Source organism: Exiguobacterium sp. H66 (assembly GCF_018618705.1).
Classification (GTDB): domain Bacteria; phylum Bacillota; class Bacilli; order Exiguobacteriales; family Exiguobacteriaceae; genus Exiguobacterium_A; species Exiguobacterium_A oxidotolerans.
The window spans coordinates 38604-58774 of the sequence record NZ_JACSMQ010000004.1; the positions used below are offsets into that span (position 1 = coordinate 38604).

Genomic DNA, 20171 nt, shown 5'->3' on the forward strand with positions numbered 1-20171 from the left:
CTTGCAATCACATCAACTCTTTTTAACGAAATTTTGACATATTCTCTATGCCAGGAGTGTAATGATACAGACTTAAGGAGATTTTACAGATGAAGAAACTAATCATGAATATGTTTGTTGTTTTATTAATTCTCGGAGTGATTGGTGCGGGAGCCGTTTTCTATTTCAAACCTTCTCTCTTTTCTACGACTAAAAGCTCTGACACTGCTCTTGTAAAAGAACGGTTAGTAGAATTATCGGAATGGACTACTTTGAAATATGAATACAGCAAGGTCATAGTCAGTCGAAGCAGTAAAAAGGTACCGTTCACCGACATGAAGCTAGCAGAGGCAATCAAACTAATTGAATATGATGGTTATTTAAAAGCGGGAACGGACCTTTCGAAATTACAGTTATCTTATGATGAAACAGCAAAGCAATTATACGTTAAGGTTCCGAATGCGACGATTCTTGATAATGTAGCGGATACAGATACAGCCAAGGTAACGGATGTCAAAGGGAATATTTTTTCTGACTATCAATCCCAGCAGATTTTCGATGACATTAATAAAGAAAAAAGAAAAATTGAAGAGGAAAAAATCGAGCAGGGTTTTTTGAAAGAAGCAGATGAACGAATCAAAAAACTATTAACCTCTTTCCTTAAAACAAATGGGTATAACGATGTGACGGTTGAATTTTACTGAATGAATGATACAAGACGGTCATGTGGATGGCCGTCTTTTTTATGCGCTGTGCATAGAAATAACATAACGGAGGAACTTACTGGACAAGATCCTAAAACGGAGAAGGGCGGGTAGAAAATGAAAACATGATTATTAGGGAATACCGGAATCGAAGTCTCGGAAATCGGTTTCGGTGCATGGCAGTTAGGCAATGAAAAAGATTGGGGGAAAATGGCCGATGCGGATGCGGTACGTTTAGTCGAACAAGCAATCGATGAAGAATGTACCTTTTTTGACACGGCACCTAATTACGGAGCAGGAAAAGGTGAAGAATTAATCGGGAAAGAGGTCAAAGGAAAACGGAATCAAGTCGTGATCAGCAGTAAGTGTTGACATCATTCAAATGGAGAACAGAATTTTGAACCGAAACAGCTCTTGTTATCAGTCGAAAACAGCCTACGTCGATTACAAACAGACTATCTGGATTGTCTTTTACTGCATAACCCTTCGTTCGCGACATTGACGAGTGAATCTCCACAGTTTGAATTACTCGAACGATTAAAAACGGTAGGTAAAATTCGGGCCTTAGGTGCTTCGGTCGATACGGGAAAAGAAGTGAAAGAACTCTTGGATCGTACAAACAGCCAAGTCATTGAAGTCATGTTCAATATGTTTCATCAGGAGACGGCGCTGGCGATGAAATCAGCCCATCAACAAGGAGTCGGAATCATTGCTAAGATTCCGCTGGATTCGGGTTGGTTAACGGGAAAATATAATCGACATAGTACATTCAGTGGAATTCGGAATCGCTGGAGCAGCGAAGATATCGAGAAAAGAGCGGCGTTAGTCGAAACTGTACGCCGCATTCTCGGTCAAGACCCGTCGATGGTGCAGGCGGCATTACAGTACATTCTTTCGTACGAAGAAGTAGCGACGACGATTCCTGGAGCTAAAAACAGTAAACAACTGCAGCACAACCTGTCTGCATCCGAAGGCGAGTTGCCGAGGCATGTCCTCGAAGAGATGCGGGGGTTATGGGAGAATCAGATAAAAAATGCGAAGTTGCCGTGGTAAATAGATTTATTATCGTTAATGATATCCTCAACTTAATAAATTTCAGTAGATGTTAAATTGTCTAAAATAATAAAACACAACATATAGTATTAATATTTTTTGGTGATAAAAAATAAATTAAAGGTCGATAAAAGTTAAAAATATGGTAAATTTGTTATATATATTTACTAAGGGAGGTATTTTTAACGTGAAAAAAATAGTTGTAGCTGCTAGTCTAATTTTTACTACGGTGATACTTGGAGCGTGTGGTGATAACGAATCCTCATCTTCTAATGTTAATGAGAAAACAGAGGAAGTAAAAACTAAAGGGAAGTTAGATACAGAGGATTATGAGAAATTATATAGTGATCCTAAAAAATATAAAGGGTATGAAGTGGAAATAACCGGGAAAGTGTTTGCTGAACCAGAAAAGGACGAAAAAGGTACATACATTCAGCTTTGGGCTGATCCAGAAAATGCTGAAAAAAATACATTAGTAGCTATAAATGATTCGAAATTTAAAGTTAAGACAGATGATTATGTAAAAGTAAAAGGTATAGTTAAGGACGAATTTAAAGGAGAAAATGCTTTTGGGGGAACAATAACAGCACCAGTCATTTTGGCTAAAAATATTGAAGTAGTTGATTATTTAACAGCCGTTTCTCCTACTTTAAAAGAAATTAAAGTTGATAAAGAGATCAATCAGCACGATATAAAAATTACTTTACAAAAAATTGAGATTGCTAACAATCAAACGAGAGTCTATATGAAAATTAAGAATGATACAAAAGAGAAAGCGTCGTTTTATTCTGATTCGGCAAAATTAATTGTCGGAAATAAGCAATTAGAAGAAGAATATGTTGATTCTGAAACAACTGGACTTCAGCAAATTCAATATGAGATTTTACCTAGTATAGAAACTGAGGGAGTAATTGTTTATCCGGCAATTGATTTAAGCGGAAATACAATTAAATTAAATGTTGAAGCATCTTCAGATAACTATGATTTAGATTTCAAACCATATATCTTTGAAGTATCTATAGATTAATAGAGTTTTTTTTTAAAAATTAAAAGCAGCTAAGACGTGACCCTTCGTCTTAGCTGCTTTTATATATTGTTAAGCGCGCTCAAGCACTGCCGCCAACATCCGGTGCACGACTTCGTGGTCGCGGACATCATGCAGCTGGTAATCCTTGCCGGGTAGCGTGTAAACATCGGTTGAACCGACGTAGGAAATGGCGAGTTCGAGTGTGCCGTCTTCCTGGCATGTCGTCCGTAATTCCAGTTCGCCGCTGATGACGCCGACTTCATTCGTCATCACGCCGTGTGTGGCGGTAAACGTAGAGGTTTTCGTTTCCATCGAATCAGTCCTTCCGGATAACTTGATTTGTGTCGGATGTGTGCTTCTTTTAGTAATAACATGTGTTTAACATCGTTTGTAATGCTGTTTTTTCAGCTGCTTGGAGACTTAAGCCCCAGCGACTTTTTGTATGGATCCACATCTTCGAGTAACCACAGCTTGCACCCGAGCGTGTCGGTTGCCATGTTGATGGATCCTGGTCTCCTTTTGAACGGTTCGAGCTTGCGGAGACGGCAATCAATTGCGGACCTTCGAGGTCGTTTGCGAATGCTTGACGGGTCGTCGTCGTCCAACTGCTTGCCCCTGAACGCCAGGCTTCAGCGAGCGGTACGACGTGGTCGATGTCGAGATCGGACGGGTTCGTGAACGTCAGCCCGTCATAATAACTGTACCATGAGCCGGATGTGACCGGACAGCTGCCGACGTAGGAATCCGCATCACGTTTTAAGACGACTTGGCGTGTGTCACATCCACCACCCTGGCTGCTCCAATGCGGGAAGAGATCACGGGAGTAACCGGTCATCGTGCCCTCGGTCTTGACCGTTAATGCATTTAATTCAGACTGAGCGGTTGCTTTTGACGGAAGTCCGGACGGGAGTGCCGAGACGGGTGAAAGGTCGAACTGAAATGCAGTGAGGAACAAGACAACGGATACGGCGAGTAACTTGAGTTTCTGGAACATGAACTGCCTCCTCTTATGTAGGTTATGATGAGAGAATCCTCTTACATTTTTCAGTATGTCATTGAATTTTTTTAAAAGGGTTGAAATCATGTAAACATTACAAAAGTTGAATACTTTTTATCAAAAATATTTTTTGGAAATTAAGCCTAAAGTAACAGAAAAAATAAGCTACTAAAAAATAAAAATCAAGCCGAGAATCAGGAAGACTGACACGAGACCGATGATTTGATTCACCATAGGGTACCTGCTTTCTTTTACATGATTTGTATATATAATTTTTTACTTAGTTGAACTTTTCTTAAACAAATTTTCAACGAGTCTATCTCATCCAAGAAGACTGATCGGAAAATCAGGAACTTTACATAAGAGAAAACGTATGAATGAAGGAAGGAGCTGAGGGGATGAAAAAAGGATTACATACGTCCATTACACCAAGTTTTATTTTAGCGGGACTGCTCGTCTTGATGATCATTACACTTGTCTTCGTCCAGCGTCACCTCAATACGATTCAGATTGAATCCATTGTCGAGCAAGCAAATGAACGAGATCTCAGCTACGAATTGGTGATTCATGAACCAATCACGAACTCCTACAGTTTTAGAGCATTCGAACAGGAGTAATGCGAATTCCGTCGAAAGGAGCAATCCATTGAAAGCCATCAGTCAATTTTTACTGTTTTATGCCGTCACGGTGATGATTATTTATGTCGTCTCGATTTTTCTGCCGGTCGCGCTGAATTTCATCGTCTACTTTTCCATCGCGTTGCTGATTGTTCTGGTCGGTTATCTAATTCGACATTATTTATTCAGTTTCCGGGCGAAGAATTGAACTCTGTCAGCGAATCTGATTCAAATCTTGTATAGTAAAGGGGTACCTCTGTTCGATTTGAGCAGGAGGCACTCTTTTTTTTAGGAGCCATCAGGAATTCAAACGCCAAGGAGCTGAAACCGCATCATGAACAAACAAGACATCAGTGATATTCGTCGCCATTTTAAAGTCGACTCGGAACTACTTAAAATCAACGAAATTTATAATGTATATATCCGCAAGGAAACGAGTGAAATTTTCTATGAAGAAAGCCGGTCGTTCGCTTTTCTCGAACTCGAGCAACAGGAACTGTTCCTGGCGAACTTCAAGAAAGTTTTAACCGGTAAGCTCGACATCAAGCTGTTTGAAGTCAAATTCCAGCAACCGGAAGAAGGTGCGACCGGACATACGCAACAACTGTTGTACGAAGGGCTGTACACGGAAGAGACGGAAGACTGGACGGAGCAGATGCAACAGATTGCGCTGAAGATGGTCCAGGACGTGCAGTACGAAAACGATATCGTCGTCACGTTCATCCGTGGGCAGTATTACAAGACGACGAAACGTCAGGCGGACGAGACGGAAGTTGATAAGAACGATGAAGTCTATACAACGCCGTTCATCCTTAGCAGTCTCAATCAGACGGAACTGCCGAAACAGTCGCTCGTCTTCGACTACGTTGATCTCGAATTTAAGTCGAACCTGCTGATCAATCCCGTCATCAAACTCGCTTCACCGATCGGCGGCTTTTTATTCCCGTGCTTTACCGATAATGCGGCGGACGTCAACCGCGTCCTCTACACGGCGAGTAAACCGAACAAACCGGATCTTGCCTTCATCGAAAATGTCCTGAACGGGGACCAGATCGTGACGGCGGAAGAAGATAAAGCGGTCTTTGAAGAAATCGTCAAACTCGTCATCGGCGAAGAAGTCGATTCCAAAACGCTTGCCGGCGTCTATGAGGAAGTCAATCACCTGCTTGTGCTTGAGGATGAAAAAGAAGACGAGCCGGAAGAGATTCCGATGCTTGACGTCAAAGAAGTCGAACGGGTCTTAAAAGCGAGCGGCATCGAAGACGTCGACACGGAACAGGTCGAGCGGGCGTTTAAGACAGTCATCGATGATACGGCATACGAGATGAAAGCGAGCAACATCATCCCGAATTATGAAGCGAAGTCGATTAAAATCAATACGAAAGTCGCGAACATCACGGTCAGTCCGCAAGACTTGAAGTACATCAAACAGGTCAATTACAACGGTAAACAGTGTCTGTTGATTGAAGTCGAGGAAGATACGATCATCGACGGCTTTAAGCTTGTTTCGGAAGAAAATATTTTAAGTTAAGTCAAAAAGCCACTCATTTCACGTCATTCCGACAAGGGAAGCACGCGAAAGATGAGTGGCTTTTTTGGAATCATCCAGAATGATTGATTAATCGGATAAAGATGCGTATGATTGGTTTTGTAAGCGGTCTCTTTTGAAAATAAAGGGGACCCGGAAATTTTTTTGACAATTTACGAAAGCGGTTTCGATACTTATTTTTACAAATGAATGATCTCTGATAAGCAAGCAAATGATGGAGTTAAAGGAGGAAGATGCATGGGACAGGATTATCAGCAATTGGCCGATCGGTTAGCGGAAAAAACGACTGGTGAACTGCAAGATGGCGTTGAAGTCGTCATCAAACCGGTACCGGACCGTCAAGAAAAAGGTGTGCTCGATCCACGGGTTTGGGAAGTCATGATGCAGCAGCAACAAAACAGTTCACCGGCAGGTCCGTTTTTACTCGAAGCGGCACGGGCCGGGATGGGTTGGATCAATACTGATCTGACGACGACAGACATCACGACGGAAAACATCACGATACCGAGTGCCGAGCAACCGATTCCGGCACGAATCTACCGTCCCCAGTCGACGGAACCGTTACCGGCGGTTGTCTATTTTCACGGCGGCGGCTTTTTCGGCGGGACACTTGAACCGGTCGAGCACCCGTGTAAGTTGTTGGCGGAGCGGGCCAATGTCGTCGTCATTTCGATTGATTACCGGCTCGCACCGGAACATCCATTCCCGAGCGGTCTGAACGACTGTTTTACGGCCGTCAAATGGGCGTACGAACAGGCGCATGAGCTCGGCATCAACCGCGAGCAGCTGGCTGTCGCCGGCGACAGTGCCGGCGGGAACTTAGCGACCGTCTGTGCCCTGCTTGACCGCGAACAACAGACAGAGATGATCCAGTACCAAGTGTTGCTCTATCCGGTCGTCAACCTTGCCGCCTTGCCGACGGACGACTTCGAGTGGCGTCTTGACGCATACGAGATGAACGAAAATCGTGAGTTACTTGAAGGAATCGTCACGGCCCTTGAAGACACGGATGGCTTGTTAAACCGCTTGTATTTGCAAGGGACGACGGACGTACAGGATCCGCACGTGTCACCACTCTTCAGTGACAAGCTGGCAGGATTGCCGGAAGCATTACTCATCACGGCGGAGTACGATTACCTCCGTCTTGAAGGCGAAGCGTACGGACGGAAACTCGCACGGGCCGGCGTGAAAACAAAACGGATTCAGTACAACGGCATGGATCATGCCTTCATCGAAAAACTTGGGCAATACCCGCAAGCAGAAGACTGCATCACGGAAATCGCGAACGGTCTCAAAACAAAATTTATTCAACCAACAGGAAATGAGGGGATGAGCAGATGACGACATATACATTGGATTGGAACGCGTACACGGCATTGGCCCGGAAGACGGTCGCAGAAGGCGCGGTCCTGTTAAAAAATGACTTGCAGACGTTACCGCTTGCTGCGGGGACGACGGTTTCCGTTTTCGGACGCAATCAGTTCAACTACTATAAGAGCGGAACGGGATCAGGCGGGATGGTCAATGTCTCACATGTAGTCAGTCCACTCGAAGCCCTGCAACGTCATCCGGATTTGAGCGTGAACCAGTCATTGCTCGACGTCTACGAAGCTTGGCTTCAGGATCATCCGTTTGATAAAGGCGAAGGCTGGGCGGCGGAATCGTGGTCGCAGGAAGAAATGCCGGTTACGGATGAAATCGTCGCTGCGGCAGCGTCGCAATCGGACGTCGCGATCATCATGATCGGACGAACGGCAGGGGAAGACCGCGATAATACGGCGGATCCGGGTAGTTACCTGCTGACGGACGTCGAGTTGACGCTGATTGAAAAAGTCTCGCAGGCCTTCCCGAAGACGGTTGTCTTGCTGAACGTCGGGAACGTCATCGACATGCAGTGGGCAGTCGATTTCAATCCGAGTGCGATTCTGTACGGATGGCAGGGCGGGATGGAAGGCGGCAACGCCTTGGTCGATCTGTTGACGGGCGCGGTCACACCGTCCGGGAAACTGCCGGATACGATTGCCCGCTCACTTGATGCGTATCCGTCGACGCCGTACTTCGGTCACGAAGACCGGGCGATCTACAAGGAAGACATCTATGTCGGGTACCGTTACTTCGAGACGTTTGCGAAAGACGACGTTCTCTATCCGTTCGGCTTCGGCTTATCGTATACGACGTTTGATGTCGCGACCGAGACGGTCGATATGACGGAGCAACAGGTGACGTTAACCGTCACCGTCACGAATACGGGGACGCACAGCGGAAAAGAAGTCGTCCAGGTCTATCTTGAGAAACCACAAGGGAAGCTCGGCAATCCGGCGCGCGGACTTGTGACGTTCGCGAAGACCCAACTCCTTGAAGCGGGTCAAAGTGAAACGCTGACTTTAACGGTTCCGCTGACGGAATACGCGAGCTACGATGACTCCGGTCTGACCGGTCATAAATCGTCTTACGTCATCGAAGCGGGAGCATATCATCTGTACGTCGGAACAGATGTCCGGACGGCGGCGCACGTGGCCACGCAAACGATCGGGCAGTTACAGGTGATCGAGACGTTAAGCGAAAACATGGCACCGGTCACGGCATTCGACCGCTTGAAGCCGCAACAGACGGAGACCGGTTACGACGTGTCGTACGAAGCGACACCGTTGCGGACGGTTGATCCGGAAGCCCGTCGCTTAGCGGAACGTCCGGCAGAGCGGACCTATTCGGACGATCAAGGACTGACATTGAAGGACGTCTCAGAAGGCAAGACATCACTCGACGTGTTCCTCGATCAGCTGACGGATGAGGATCTCGCCGCGATCGTCCGCGGTGAAGGGATGAATTCACCGCGTGTCACACCGGGAACAGCGGCGGCGTTTGGCGGCGTGACCGACCGGCTGACGGCGTTCGGGATCCCGGCAGCCTGCTGTGCCGACGGTCCGTCCGGCATCCGGATGGATATCGGAACAAAAGCCTTTTCACTTCCGAACGGGACGCTTGTCGCCTCGACCTTTAACGTCGAGCTCGTGGCTGACTTATTTGAGATGACAGGTCTTGAACTTCGGAAAAACGGCGTCGATACCTTGCTCGGACCGGGCATGAACATTCACCGTCATCCGCTCAACGGCCGAAACTTCGAGTACTTCTCGGAAGATCCGCACCTGACGGGGATGATGGCGGTCGCTGAACTGGACGGCATGCACCGGGTCGGCGTGACGGGAACACTCAAACACTTAAGTGCCAACAACCAGGAGTTCCATCGTCACGACCTGGACTCAATCGTCTCGGAACGGGCACTACGTGAGATTTATCTCAAAGGTTTCGAACATGCCGTCAAACGCGGACAGGCGTATGCGATCATGACGACGTATGGTGCCGTCAATGGTCTCTGGACCGCAGGACTCTATGATCAGAACACCCGGATTCTCCGTGACGAGTGGGGCTTTGACGGTGTCGTCATGACCGACTGGTGGGCGAAAATCAATGCCGAAGGAACGGACGCCAACCGGCAACAGACGGCGACGATGGTCCGTTCGCAAAACGATCTCTACATGGTCGTCGGGGAACCGGGGGCGAATCCGTTTGAGGATGATACGTTGTCGTCGCTTGCAGACGGGACGTTGACACGGGCGGAGTTGTTACGGAGTGCGGCGAACATCTGTCAGTTCATCCTCCGGTCACCGGTCATGGAGCGAACGCTTGGTCGGGAAGCGACGGTCGACGTCACCGGATTACCGGAAGAAACGGATGATCTGCACGAACAGGCGGTGACGCACCAGCAACTTCAGAGTGGTGTTCCGATTGTCTTCGACGAACTCGATACGTCGACCGGAAGCAGTCACGTCTTTGCCGTGACGGCAGAAGAAACGGGCATGTATCACGTCACGTTCGAAGCCCGGTCGTACGCGGGGGAACTCGCGCAGATGCCGGTGACGTTGTTTGCGAACAACATGCCGGTCGCGACGTTTACGTTCAACGGGACAAACGGCGAATGGATGACGCAGACGAAAGACGTCTTCGTCTTTAATCCGCACAACTACTTTAAGCTCTACTTTGCGCTTGGTGGGCTTGAACTGAAAAACATCACCTTTACGTTAACGGAATCGTTCCATATGAAAAACGGGTAAACTAAAGACCAGGCAGTCAGTTGATGCCTGGTCTTTGATGTGTGGAAAAGGAGGGCCTGATGCAATTCTCAAAAATGAAAAAACAGATGCTGTCGTTCGTCGCACCTTCCCTTGAATCACGTATAAATCTCTATGCGACAGTCGACCGTCATTTTCATGACGGCGAAGCTCGAGTCTGGATGACGCTGGATGGAGAACCCTTTTTTAAGGCGGAAGATTTACGTTTTACGTTGGAGGCAGACCGACGTTATGCGTTAGCAAAAGCACGGTTACCGAAAAAGCCGGAACGGATTACGTTGGAAATCTTTCAATCAGACTGGTATAAGGCATCAAGTGAATTAGACCAGCAAATTGAACGGGAGTTGGAGCAAGAAGGGTGGCATGCCAATTACGCCGTCCAACAGAATTTGCTGCTGTATCCGACGCTCTCGATTGAAGAGGCGTTGACGCATCCCCATGCCTTCATCCGCGGCTTTGCCTTGCTCGACCGGCGTGTCGGAAAACGGCGGCTCGAACGGGTGACCTGCGACACACCATTTGAATTCACCTGTTTAAAGATTCGACTGGAAGCGGAAGCGAACTGACGACAAAAAAGAGCAAGGCGCGGGGCCTTGCTCTTTTACATGATTACATTAAATCGAAAACGAATTGACGGCGTGAATGCCTTCCTGTTCGACGAACTCGTCGAGCAGCGCCCGGACGTCGTCCGTTGAATTCGTCTCCATCAAACGGGCACGCAATTCGCTCGCCCCGCGGAAACCGCGGACATAAATCTTGAAGAACCGGCGGAGCGGTTTGAAGAGACGGGGTTCGAATTCCGCTGAATACTGATCATGCAGGTCGAGTTGCAGACGCAACAGATCCAACAATTCTTCGCTCGAGTGGTCTTTCTTTTCGACTTCGAAGGCAAACGGATTATGGAAAATCCCGCGACCGATCATGACACCGTCGACACCGTACTGCTCGACGAGTTCCAGACCGTGCTGACGGTCATTGATGTCTCCGTTGATCGTCAAGAGTGTCTGCGGCGCGATTTCATCGCGGAGTTTCTTGATTTCCGGAATCAGTTCGAAGTGCGCCGGAACGGCACTCATTTCTTTACGCGTCCGCAGGTGAATCGACAGATTGGCGATATCCTGCTCGAGAATGTGGCGTAACCAGTCGTGCCACTCCTCGACTTTCGAATAGCCGAGACGCGTCTTGACGCTGACAGGTAGACCGCCGGCTTTCGCTGCTTGGATCAGTTCAGCCGCAACGTCGGGACGGTTGATCAAGCCTGATCCTTTTCCGTTGACGGCGACGTTTTGGACCGGACAGCCCATGTTGATGTCGATGCCCTTAAAGCCCATTTCCGCCATCCCGATACTCATCTCACGGAAATATTCCGGTTTGTCGCCCCAAATGTGGGCGACCATCGGCTGTTCATCTTCCGTGAACTCGAGGCGTCCGCGGACACTCTGTTTGCCTTTCGGATGACAGTAACTCTCCGTATTCGTAAATTCAGTGAAGAAGACATCCGGCCGCGCTGCTTTCGCGACGACGTGACGGAAGACGACGTCGGTGACATCTTCCATTGGTGCAAGTACAAAAAATGGTCGTGGCAAGTCCTGCCAAAAGTTGTTTTTCATCGTATATAAAACCCTTTCCTTAAGGTAATTCGTTTTGCACAATTAAAATTTCATCAACTATATACTTTAAGCGTATTGCGGAAAAAGTGCAAGCGGCTGACTCTATATGGCGTAGGAGTCAGCCGCTTGCATGCGTCAATCATTTCAGTGGATTGTAGTTCAGCGCCGTTGCTTTCGTGACATGACCATTTTGGTCCTTGTAGATGATGTGTTCAGCCGTCAGTTGCGTCGGGCTTTCAAGTCCGGCCGCTGCCGTCAAATTATAGAGCCCTTCCCGAAGCGAGATAATGTAGTTCGTCACCCGGAAGCTCTTCTCGTCGACGATGAGGGCTTTTTGCAGTTTCGGATCCGTCGTCGCGACACCGACCGGACAATGGTTTGTGTGACAGACTTGCGCCTGAATGCAACCGACGTTGAACATCAGGCCGCGGGCAATGTTGACGAAATCAGCACCGAGCCCTAAGGCGACGGCAATCTTATCAGCACTGATCAACTTACCGGACGCAAACAGTTTGATCCGGTCGCGAATCCCGTATGCGACGAGGAGCTGATGGACATAGGGGAGGGCCGATTTGATCGGAAGACCCGCCGCGTCGGCGAGCTCCTGGAACGACGCCCCGGTCCCGCCTTCGCCGCCGTCAATCGTAATGAAATCGGGATGTTTGCCGGACTCCGCCATATAGGCGACGAGATCCTTGATGTCATCGACTTTCCCGACGACGATTTTGAGGCCGACCGGCTTCCCGCCGATGTCACGCAACTTCTCGACGAATGCCAGTATCTCGGCGTTCGTCTTGAACTCATTAAAGCGGTTCGGGCTATCGATGCCGACACCGGATTTGACTTTCCGGACCTTGGCGATCTCCGGTGTGACTTTTTCGCCTTCGAGGTGCCCGCCACGCGTTTTTGCACCTTGGGCAAGTTTTAATTCAAATGCTTTGACTTGAGGAATTCGACTTTTCTGTTCAAATTCTTCGAATGAAAAGTCACCGTCTTCCGTCCGGACGCCAAACAGTCCAGGCCCGATTTGGCAGATGATATCGACGTCGCCTTTTAAATGGTGGTCGGACAGACCACCTTCGCCCGTGTTCATCCAGGCGCCTTGGGCACGTCCGAGGCCAATCGACAGCGCAGTGATTGCCCGGTCTCCAAGTGCACCGAAGCTCATCGCTGATTGCCCAATCAGTCCGCGGACTTGAAACGGCTGGCGGCACGTCGCTTCACCGATGATCGGGGCGTCGTCGTCCCGTAATAAAAAGGGCGCGACTTGTTTTTCGACGAGATGTTCTTTCCGGGTGAATAAATTATCTTGATCGAGTTCATATAAGTAGGTCGGGACTTTGTTATCGTTCGCGACCCGGAGTTCATCACGATTCGTCGGAAAGAGGGCATTCTGGATATAAAAACCGGCTTCATCGAAGTCACGTTCTGATCCAAAACCGAGAATCCGTGAATTGTATTTACCGGCGATGACGGCTGATTTGTAATCGTTTCGGGAAAATGGTTTCCCTTCATTATTGTTTAAGAACAGGTATTGCCGAAGTTCCGGACCCATCTTTTCTAAGATATAACGCATTTTACCGAGGACGGGAAAATTTCGGAGGACGGCATGTTCTTTTTGACGTGAATCGGTCGCCCATAAGTAGAGAACGACAATAAGCGGGACGATGAAGACGAGCGCAACGAGCAGAAGTAAGGTAATCAAGATGACGGTATGGATGGGCATGAGTGGACCTCCTAAGCGAACTGTAGTCTTAATCCGATACCACTCACGAGACGCTAACAAACATAACTAACTATGTGAAATATTCGTATTGTGTTGAAACTAAATGCTGGAACGATGCGTAGAGTAGTAAAACTTCTGAATTTCGAAAGGATGAAGAGCCATGCACACACTTTACATGAAACAGAAAGTATTCAGTTTACGGGGACGTTTTTCGATTCAAGATCAGCAGGAACAGGATGTCTATCTCGTCGAAGGAAGCTTCATGCAGATTCCGAAGACCTTTTCGATTTCGAGCGTCGACGGGGAAGAAGTCGCCGTCATCACGAAGAAAGTATTCAGCCTGTTGCCGAAATTTTTTGTTGAGGTCGATGGCGAAACACTGACGATCGAAAAATCATTTACATTCTTTAAAGACCGTTACACGATTGACGCGGCAGATTTAGAAATCGACGGCGATTGGTGGGACATGGATTTTCAAATCAAACGTCATGGTGAAGTCGTCGGAAGCGTCGAGAAAAAATGGTTCACGTTTGGCGACAGTTACGAGATTCAAGTCTTTGATCCTGATGTCGAGAAGGTGTTGATTGCGCTGGTCGTCGCAATTGACTGTGTCAAAGAGGACGAAGAGGCAAGTTCATAAACCGAACTCAGGGAGGAACCGATGAAAGCACTTTTGATGAACCAGACGATGGATTTGAACCGTCGTTTTACGATTGAAGATGAAGCCGGACACGTCACGCATGAAGTGACCGGGCAGTTGTTGCAAATGCAGAAAAACTGGCAACTCGTGCAAGAAGCAGCCGAGGTCGGCCGCGTGACGAAACAGACGTTCAGTATGCTGCCGCATATCCTTGTGGAAGTGGACGGACGTGTCGTTGCGACCATTCAAAAAACCGGGTTTTTGATGTTTGCGGATTACAGGATTGACAGCCGGGACCTGCAGATCGACATCAACTGGGCGACGATGACGTTTAGTGTCACGTATCAAGGAAACAAAATCGGGCAAGGCAAAAGACGGTGGGTTCGTCTCAGCAAACAGTACGAACTGACACTGTTCGACGAGACGGCGGAGACACTGTTTTTAAGTGTCGTGCTCGGACTCGACCGGGCGAAAGCAGACAAAACGGTCTCGACGCTGTTTGCGGACAATTGGGCAGGGGGGAAGAAGTAAATGGAACAATGGGATATCTATACCGCGGACCGCGAGAAAACAGGACGGACATGGACACGGGGAAAGAAGTTACAAGACGGCGATTATCATCTAGTCGTGCACGTCTGTCTGTTTAACTCAAGCGGCGAAATGTTGATTCAGCAACGGCAACCTTTCAAAGAAGGCTGGTCCAACTTATGGGACTTGACCGTCGGGGGAAGTGCGGTCGCGGGAGACACGAGCCAGCAGGCGGCAGCACGGGAGCTGTTTGAAGAGATTGGCCTGCGTTACGATTTTGAGGGCATGCGCCCGCATTTGACGTCACATTTTGACGAGGGATTTGATGACATCTACTTAATCGAAAGGGATGTTGATTTATCATCGCTCGTCCTGCAACAGGAAGAAGTGCAAGCTGTCGCCTGGGCGACGGAGGAGGAAATCATCGCCCGGATTCAAGCAGGGACGTTCATTCCGTATCATGAAGGTTTGGTTTCGACATTGTTCGCGTTACGTAAGCAACGCGGCAACATCACATCATACGCGTTATTGTAACTAAAAACCCATCGTATTTCCGTCAGGAAACACGATGGGTTTTTGCAATGTTACGCCGTTTTTTTCGAAGCGGGTTGCGTCTGCTTCGGTTTTGTTTCAGGTAAGAAAAAGCTGAACAGCAGATAAGTCGAACAGCTGACGAAAAAGACGACCATCGAGACGGTATAGCCCATATGACCGAGGGCATAGCTCCAAATGATGGTAAAAATCGTCTGTGTCGCATAAGCGATTGCCCAAAACAGACCGAAGAGGACGGTGATTTTTTGTGGTGTCATCCCTTTCATCTCATGTGCCAAGTTCATGAAAATCGGATACTGGATGTACATCGCAAAACCGGAAATGAAGGCAAAGATGTACGAAACGAGTGGCAAGATGTTGCCGAACGCAACCGTAACGATGAAACTGCCAATCATGATGAGTCCGCTGGTCAGGAGAATCGGTTTTCGCGGTGTTCCGCGACTGCCGATTTTCAGACCAACAAAAGTTCCGATGATGCCGGCACCGGATACAAGCAGGTTGACGAGTGAACCGTTCAGTTCGGTGTACGTATCGAACACCGGTTTGAGACCGACGAGTGACAAAATGTAGAGCGTCAAGAAACCGCCGAATGCAATCGCATACTTCCATAAGAAGCTGTCTTTGATGGCATCGCGATAGCCATAGACCGTGACGACTTCATTTTGATCGCTTGCTGCATTTAAGTCAAATTCTTCACTGAACATCAACCAAGCAAGGAATAGGACAGCTGTCAACGCAGCAAAAATCGTCAATGTCAGTTGCCAGTTGTTCGTGAACTGGGTCGCAAAAAACGTAAACAGTAATGAAACAACGAACGCACCAACGTTATACGAGACGGTATTGAGTGCATTGATTCGCAGTTTTTCCGTCGGATCACTGATGTAGCGGGTGACGACCGGATTCATGTAGACGATGACCATCGAACCGCCGAGACCCATGACCATTCGTGCTGCCGTATAGGCCCAGTAGTTCGGCAGATAAATGGCGACGATCGCCATCATCAGAAACAACAGGGCGAGCATCGGTGCTTTTTTCGGTCCCAGTTTCATCAGGATGAGTGCCGCCAGGATGTTCGCAAAGACGCGTGCGGTCGTGATTGAGTAGTTGACGAGTTGTGAAATCAGCGGGTCAACGGTCCGGTCTCCGAAAAAATGAGCCGTGATTTGCGGGGTTAATGAGGAACCGGCGACCCAGTTCATGGCGAACGTCGCATACGCGAACCAGAGAACAGCCATCATCAAATACCCTTTTCGTGCGTGACTTGCTTGTGTAGACATAATGTACCCCTTCTTTTCTTAAGACAATTCCCTGTAGAGACAGGGATTCGAACTACTTCACTTTGTTATCAATTCGTTAAATGTAGTCGAGTTCGAAGGGGAAGTAAAATAGATATATCTTATAAGAACTATAAGTAAATGGCATGAATATAAACTTAATTCATTCGTTAAAAGAATGAATTAATACTGTAGTCGTTTAATCCATTTATTGGATATAATTAATAAAAGGAAAAGGAGGGTCTCTATTGATGAAGCCTAATTTATTTGATTACGCCACGAGCGAACTGTCACAAGATGCTTTTTTATGTTGGCTGCTGAAGTGGGGGGAAGCGGATCTGCATTCAGTCGATCAGGAGTTACATCGTGTTGCGACACGGTTTATTCATAAAGTGTTTTCACTACATAACCGTTCCTTAGAAGAAACCATTCATCAAGTCCGCATCATTCGTCAATTTAAAGGATTAGATATATTAGCCATTATTAATGAAAAATATGCAATCTTAATTGAAGATAAAACATTCACTTCAGAACATTCCGGACAACTCGAACGTTACTTGGAAGAAGTAAAAACGAATGTCGTAACACGAGACTGTATCCCTTTGCCGATTTATTACAAAATTGTCGAGCAGTCAAATCATCGGAGTATTCATAAAGCAGGTTATCAACTGTTCACACGCCAAGAAATGATTAAGATTTTAGAACATGATGATTGGAAGCTTCCGAAGAATGCGATTTTAGCAGACTATCTTCAACATCTGAAGCGGCTGGACGATGAGATCAATTCGTATAAAACGCTTCCGGTCGCGGAATGGACAACATTCTCCTGGCAAGGGTTTTATCGTGATTTACAAGACATGCTTGATGGGAAGTGGGGTTACATAGCAAACGCAAGAGGTGGATTTTGGGGGTTTTGGTGGAAGGGAAATGAGCGACAAAATCATTACTGGCAACTGGAAGAAACGGTATTGCGTGCGAAGATTGAAGCGAAAACAAACGATGACGTCAAAGCCTATCGTGACACGTGTATGTCTAGCCTATTAAAAGACTCTTTTGAGTATGAGTTGGACTTAAAAAGACCTAAAAGGATAAGTACGGGTAAAAATATGACGATTGCCTATCGCGAAAATTATTTACAACTTCAAGAAAACGGCTTACTCGATTTCGAGAAAACCGTTTTTGAACTCGAACGTTACGGTCGGTACAACCAATCAGTGGAATCAGAAGAGATCTAACTGGTCGAAAACGAGAGCATCGTCAACTTCTGTCACGAGAAATACATCGGGATTGCGAAGTTGTTGTCCTTGTTCAAAACCAAAAGAGACATCGAGTGAGTGGAGGTATAGTGCAAGCAGATTGCCATGTGTGACAAGAACACTCGTCTCAGCAGAGTGGGACCAAACGTCATTCAGGACGTCTTGGATTCGCCGCGTCGCTTCTGCGCTCGTTTCTCCACCGGGACATGCGTAATCAAAGTCGGTAAACGTCTTTTGGAGATGCTCCTGCCAATCGGTCAGTGGTTGACGACTCAGGACACGTTCGCGCAAGTCATCTTGGATTTCAATGGGACAATTTTTCTGAAAAGCAACAGCTTCGATTGATTCAATTGCTCGGCGAAAAGGGCTTGATAAGATACGATCGACGGAACGGGATTCAAAAAAAGAAACCAATTCTTTAGCTTGTCTATGGCCGTTCTCCGTCAACGGAGCGTCCGGTTCTTGTCCGGATGCTTCGCAGTGGCGAATCAAGTAAATTTTTTTCATGATAATCCTCCTAATTCGACTGTAGTGATTTCCTTCTTCTAGAAAATCAACATCGATTCCTGTTTCAGTCTATGAAAGAAGAAATGAAAGATTTTATAAAACGGTTGACAAACAATCATAAGATTACTAGTATTAAAAACAATTCAGGTGATTATGTCACCTCAGCAACCGAATAAAAGAGAAAGCTATGATTGTCATGGGTCACACTATGGCAGGAGCAGCTTCTGGAGAGACCGTATATGCGGCGCCGAAGGGTTCACAATCTCAGGCAAAAGGACAGAAGAGTAGTACTAAATCTTGATTCTTTGAATTGGCGTCGCCAGTCAAAGGATGATTATTTGCTATTCTGATGATTTTTTTGAGATTGGACACCCGTCCAGTCTCTTTTTTTTGTTGGACTGACAGAACAGTCCGACCGGGGGAACTAGAGAAAGCATTCAAGGAGGAGTTCAGGTTTGGAACAACAAGAAGGATTGAAACGGGATTTATCGAATCGGCACGTCCAGTTGATTGCGATTGGGGGAACGATTGGGACAGGATTGTTTTTAGGATCTGGGAAAGCGATTCAACTCGCGGGACCATCGATCGTCTTTGCGTATTTACTCGTCGGGATTGCGATTTTCTTTGTCATGCGGGCACTAGGAGAATTGTTATTGTCAAAAGCCGGATACGGATCATTAACGGACATCGCAGAAGATTATCTCGGTCCACGTGCCGCGTTCGTGACCGGCTGGACGTATTGGTTCTGCTGGATCATGACGGCGATGGCGGACGTCATTGCGGTCGGCGTGTACGTGAAATACTGGTTCGATATTCCGCAGTGGATTCCGGCTGTGATCTCGCTCCTGATTTTACTCGGCTTTAATTTACTGACAGTCAAACTGTTTGGGGAACTTGAATTTTGGTTCGCCTTGATTAAGGTCATTACGATTTTAGGTTTAATTGGTGTCGGGATCGTCTTACTGATCATCGGTTTCCAAACCGATTCAGGTCCTGTAACCGTCAGTAATTTGTGGCAACACGGCGGAATGTTCCCGAACGGTGTGACCGGCTTCCTGTTGTCCTTCCAGATGGTCGTCTTCGCCTATGTCGGAGTTGAATTAATCGGGGTCTCAGCAGCGGAAACAGCCGATCCGAAAAAGAACATTCCATCTGCCATTAACAAGATTCCGTTACGGATTCTGTTCTTCTACGTCGGGGCGTTACTGGTTCTCCTGATGATCAATCCGTGGACGGGACTAAATGCGACGGAAAGTCCGTTCGTCAAAACGTTCAGCTTGATTGGAATCCCGCTTGCTGCCGGCGTCATCAACTTCGTTGTCTTGACGTCTGCTGCCTCGGCCTGTAACAGCGGAATGTTCTCGACGAGTCGGATTCTGTACAACTTAGGGAATCAAAAACAAGCACCCGCTAATTTTTCGAAGCTCAACAAAAACCATGTCCCGGCAAACGCCTTGTTCATCTCGACACTCGTCGTGTCGGGCGGAGCGTTACTCAGTAAATTGATTCCGGGACAGGCCTTCAGCATCGTCACGACGATCAGCGCAATCTGTTTCATCTGGGTCTGGGGTGTGATTCTCGTCTGTCACTTGAAATATAAGAAAACACAACCGGAACTGCATGCGGCGTCAACGTTCAAGGCACCGTGGACACCGCTCGTCAACTACCTCGTCCTCGGATTGTTCGGACTGATCCTCGTCGTTATGCTCGTCGCGGATGAAACCCGTCCGGCCTTACTCCTGACACCGGTTTGGTTTATCGGATTGTTTGTCCTGTATCAGTTGAGGATGAAAAAGCATCAAAAAGCAGAACGGCATAGTGCGTAAAAATGAGGCGCTTTTCTTCTATATAGGAAGAGAGGCGCCTTTCTTTTTCGTTGCAGCAATTCGGATGATTTTTTTAGGGACAAACACCCAATATTTTAATATATGAACGACCTGTGATAGGGTTATAATGGAAAGGTAAGTTGTCGTCATGAGAGCGCTCTATTTTTCATGGCAGGTCCATAATATCAACGGGGAT

At 47.3% G+C, this 20171-nt stretch carries 19 protein-coding genes, 1 pseudogene and 1 riboswitch; of the genes and pseudogenes, 14 read left to right on the forward strand and 6 right to left on the reverse strand.

Annotation, left to right across the window (positions count from 1 at the left end; all coding sequences use genetic code 11):
- Window positions 1–89 precede the first annotated feature (89 nt).
- From KNP88_RS08140 to KNP88_RS08150, 3 genes and pseudogenes are all read left to right on the forward strand, one after another.
- A complete protein-coding gene (locus KNP88_RS08140) occupies window positions 90–683 on the forward strand; it encodes a DUF4230 domain-containing protein (RefSeq protein WP_214893168.1) in 594 nt (197 codons plus the stop codon).
- A gap of 162 nt (window positions 684–845) precedes the next feature.
- Window positions 846–1736, forward strand: a pseudogene (locus KNP88_RS08145) (aldo/keto reductase).
- A 187-nt stretch (window positions 1737–1923) separates the two neighbouring features.
- Entirely contained in the window at window positions 1924–2763 is an 840-nt protein-coding gene (locus KNP88_RS08150) for a DUF4352 domain-containing protein (protein ID WP_214893169.1), read from the forward strand.
- 69 nt (window positions 2764–2832) lie between these two features.
- Here the strand turns inward: KNP88_RS08150 and KNP88_RS08155 are convergent, their stop codons facing one another.
- Complete coding sequence (locus KNP88_RS08155) at window positions 2833–3075, reverse strand: hypothetical protein (protein ID WP_214893170.1); 243 nt, start codon at window positions 3073–3075, stop codon at window positions 2833–2835.
- A gap of 49 nt (window positions 3076–3124) precedes the next feature.
- The gene (locus KNP88_RS08160) at window positions 3125–3757 is read right to left on the reverse strand and encodes an HNH endonuclease family protein (protein WP_214893171.1); all 633 of its coding nucleotides are present in this window, start codon (window positions 3755–3757) and stop codon (window positions 3125–3127) included.
- A 401-nt stretch (window positions 3758–4158) separates the two neighbouring features.
- Here KNP88_RS08160 and KNP88_RS08165 point away from each other — a divergent pair, with 401 nt between their 5' ends.
- The 6 genes from KNP88_RS08165 (at window position 4159) to KNP88_RS08190 (ending at window position 10622) form a co-directional block, all read left to right on the forward strand.
- The gene (locus KNP88_RS08165; protein WP_214893173.1) at window positions 4159–4377 is read left to right on the forward strand and encodes a hypothetical protein; all 219 of its coding nucleotides are present in this window, start codon (window positions 4159–4161) and stop codon (window positions 4375–4377) included.
- Window positions 4378–4405: 28 nt separating this feature from the next.
- Entirely contained in the window at window positions 4406–4585 is a 180-nt protein-coding gene (locus KNP88_RS08170) for a hypothetical protein (RefSeq protein WP_214893175.1), read from the forward strand.
- A gap of 126 nt (window positions 4586–4711) precedes the next feature.
- A complete protein-coding gene (locus KNP88_RS08175; protein ID WP_214893177.1) occupies window positions 4712–5908 on the forward strand; it encodes a DUF4317 domain-containing protein in 1197 nt (398 codons plus the stop codon).
- Window positions 5909–6163: 255 nt separating this feature from the next.
- Window positions 6164–7267: an alpha/beta hydrolase gene (locus KNP88_RS08180; protein ID WP_214893178.1), complete on the forward strand. Its 1104-nt coding sequence runs from the start codon at window positions 6164–6166 to the stop codon at window positions 7265–7267.
- Window positions 7264–10038, forward strand: a complete 2775-nt coding sequence (locus tag KNP88_RS08185) for a glycoside hydrolase family 3 protein (RefSeq protein WP_214893179.1) — start codon at window positions 7264–7266, stop codon at window positions 10036–10038. The genes KNP88_RS08180 and KNP88_RS08185 overlap by 4 nt, the downstream gene beginning before the upstream one ends.
- Window positions 10039–10097: 59 nt before the next feature.
- On the forward strand, window positions 10098–10622 hold the full coding sequence (locus KNP88_RS08190) for a FixH family protein (RefSeq protein ID WP_214893180.1): 525 nt from the start codon (window positions 10098–10100) through the stop codon (window positions 10620–10622).
- Between the two features lie 48 nt (window positions 10623–10670).
- Here the strand turns inward: KNP88_RS08190 and KNP88_RS08195 are convergent, their stop codons facing one another.
- Entirely contained in the window at window positions 10671–11666 is a 996-nt protein-coding gene (locus KNP88_RS08195; RefSeq protein ID WP_214893181.1) for a tRNA dihydrouridine synthase, read from the reverse strand.
- A 139-nt stretch (window positions 11667–11805) separates the two neighbouring features.
- Window positions 11806–13392 (reverse strand): FMN-binding glutamate synthase family protein, encoded by a 1587-nt coding sequence (locus tag KNP88_RS08200; protein ID WP_214893182.1) that lies wholly within the window; start codon window positions 13390–13392, stop codon window positions 11806–11808.
- A gap of 160 nt (window positions 13393–13552) precedes the next feature.
- On the opposite strand from KNP88_RS08200, the gene KNP88_RS08205 reads away from it, so the two are divergent.
- Genes KNP88_RS08205 through KNP88_RS08215 form a run of 3 tightly spaced genes read left to right on the forward strand, consistent with a single transcriptional unit; the run spans window position 13553 to window position 15094 of the window.
- Complete coding sequence (locus KNP88_RS08205; RefSeq protein WP_214770286.1) at window positions 13553–14032, forward strand: LURP-one-related/scramblase family protein; 480 nt, start codon at window positions 13553–13555, stop codon at window positions 14030–14032.
- A gap of 21 nt (window positions 14033–14053) precedes the next feature.
- The gene (locus tag KNP88_RS08210; RefSeq protein ID WP_214893183.1) at window positions 14054–14563 is read left to right on the forward strand and encodes an LURP-one-related/scramblase family protein; all 510 of its coding nucleotides are present in this window, start codon (window positions 14054–14056) and stop codon (window positions 14561–14563) included.
- Window positions 14564–15094, forward strand: coding sequence for an NUDIX hydrolase (locus KNP88_RS08215; protein WP_214893184.1), 531 nt, complete (start codon window positions 14564–14566; stop codon window positions 15092–15094).
- Window positions 15095–15144: 50 nt separating this feature from the next.
- On the opposite strand, the gene KNP88_RS08220 is transcribed toward KNP88_RS08215, so the two are convergent.
- Complete coding sequence (locus KNP88_RS08220; RefSeq protein WP_214893186.1) at window positions 15145–16389, reverse strand: MFS transporter; 1245 nt, start codon at window positions 16387–16389, stop codon at window positions 15145–15147.
- Window positions 16390–16637: 248 nt separating this feature from the next.
- Here KNP88_RS08220 and KNP88_RS08225 point away from each other — a divergent pair, with 248 nt between their 5' ends.
- Window positions 16638–17621, forward strand: a complete 984-nt coding sequence (locus tag KNP88_RS08225) for a PD-(D/E)XK nuclease family protein (RefSeq protein ID WP_214893188.1) — start codon at window positions 16638–16640, stop codon at window positions 17619–17621.
- On the opposite strand, the gene KNP88_RS08230 is transcribed toward KNP88_RS08225, so the two are convergent.
- On the reverse strand, window positions 17607–18149 hold the full coding sequence (locus KNP88_RS08230) for a histidine phosphatase family protein (protein ID WP_214893190.1): 543 nt from the start codon (window positions 18147–18149) through the stop codon (window positions 17607–17609). The two genes, KNP88_RS08225 and KNP88_RS08230, sit on opposite strands and share 15 nt — an antisense overlap.
- 214 nt (window positions 18150–18363) lie before the next feature.
- Window positions 18364–18439: riboswitch (glycine riboswitch) on the forward strand.
- A gap of 165 nt (window positions 18440–18604) precedes the next feature.
- Between KNP88_RS08230 and KNP88_RS08235 the strand changes: the two genes are divergently transcribed.
- Window positions 18605–19975, forward strand: coding sequence for an amino acid permease (locus KNP88_RS08235; RefSeq protein ID WP_214893192.1), 1371 nt, complete (start codon window positions 18605–18607; stop codon window positions 19973–19975).
- The last annotated feature ends 196 nt before the right edge of the window (window positions 19976–20171 follow it).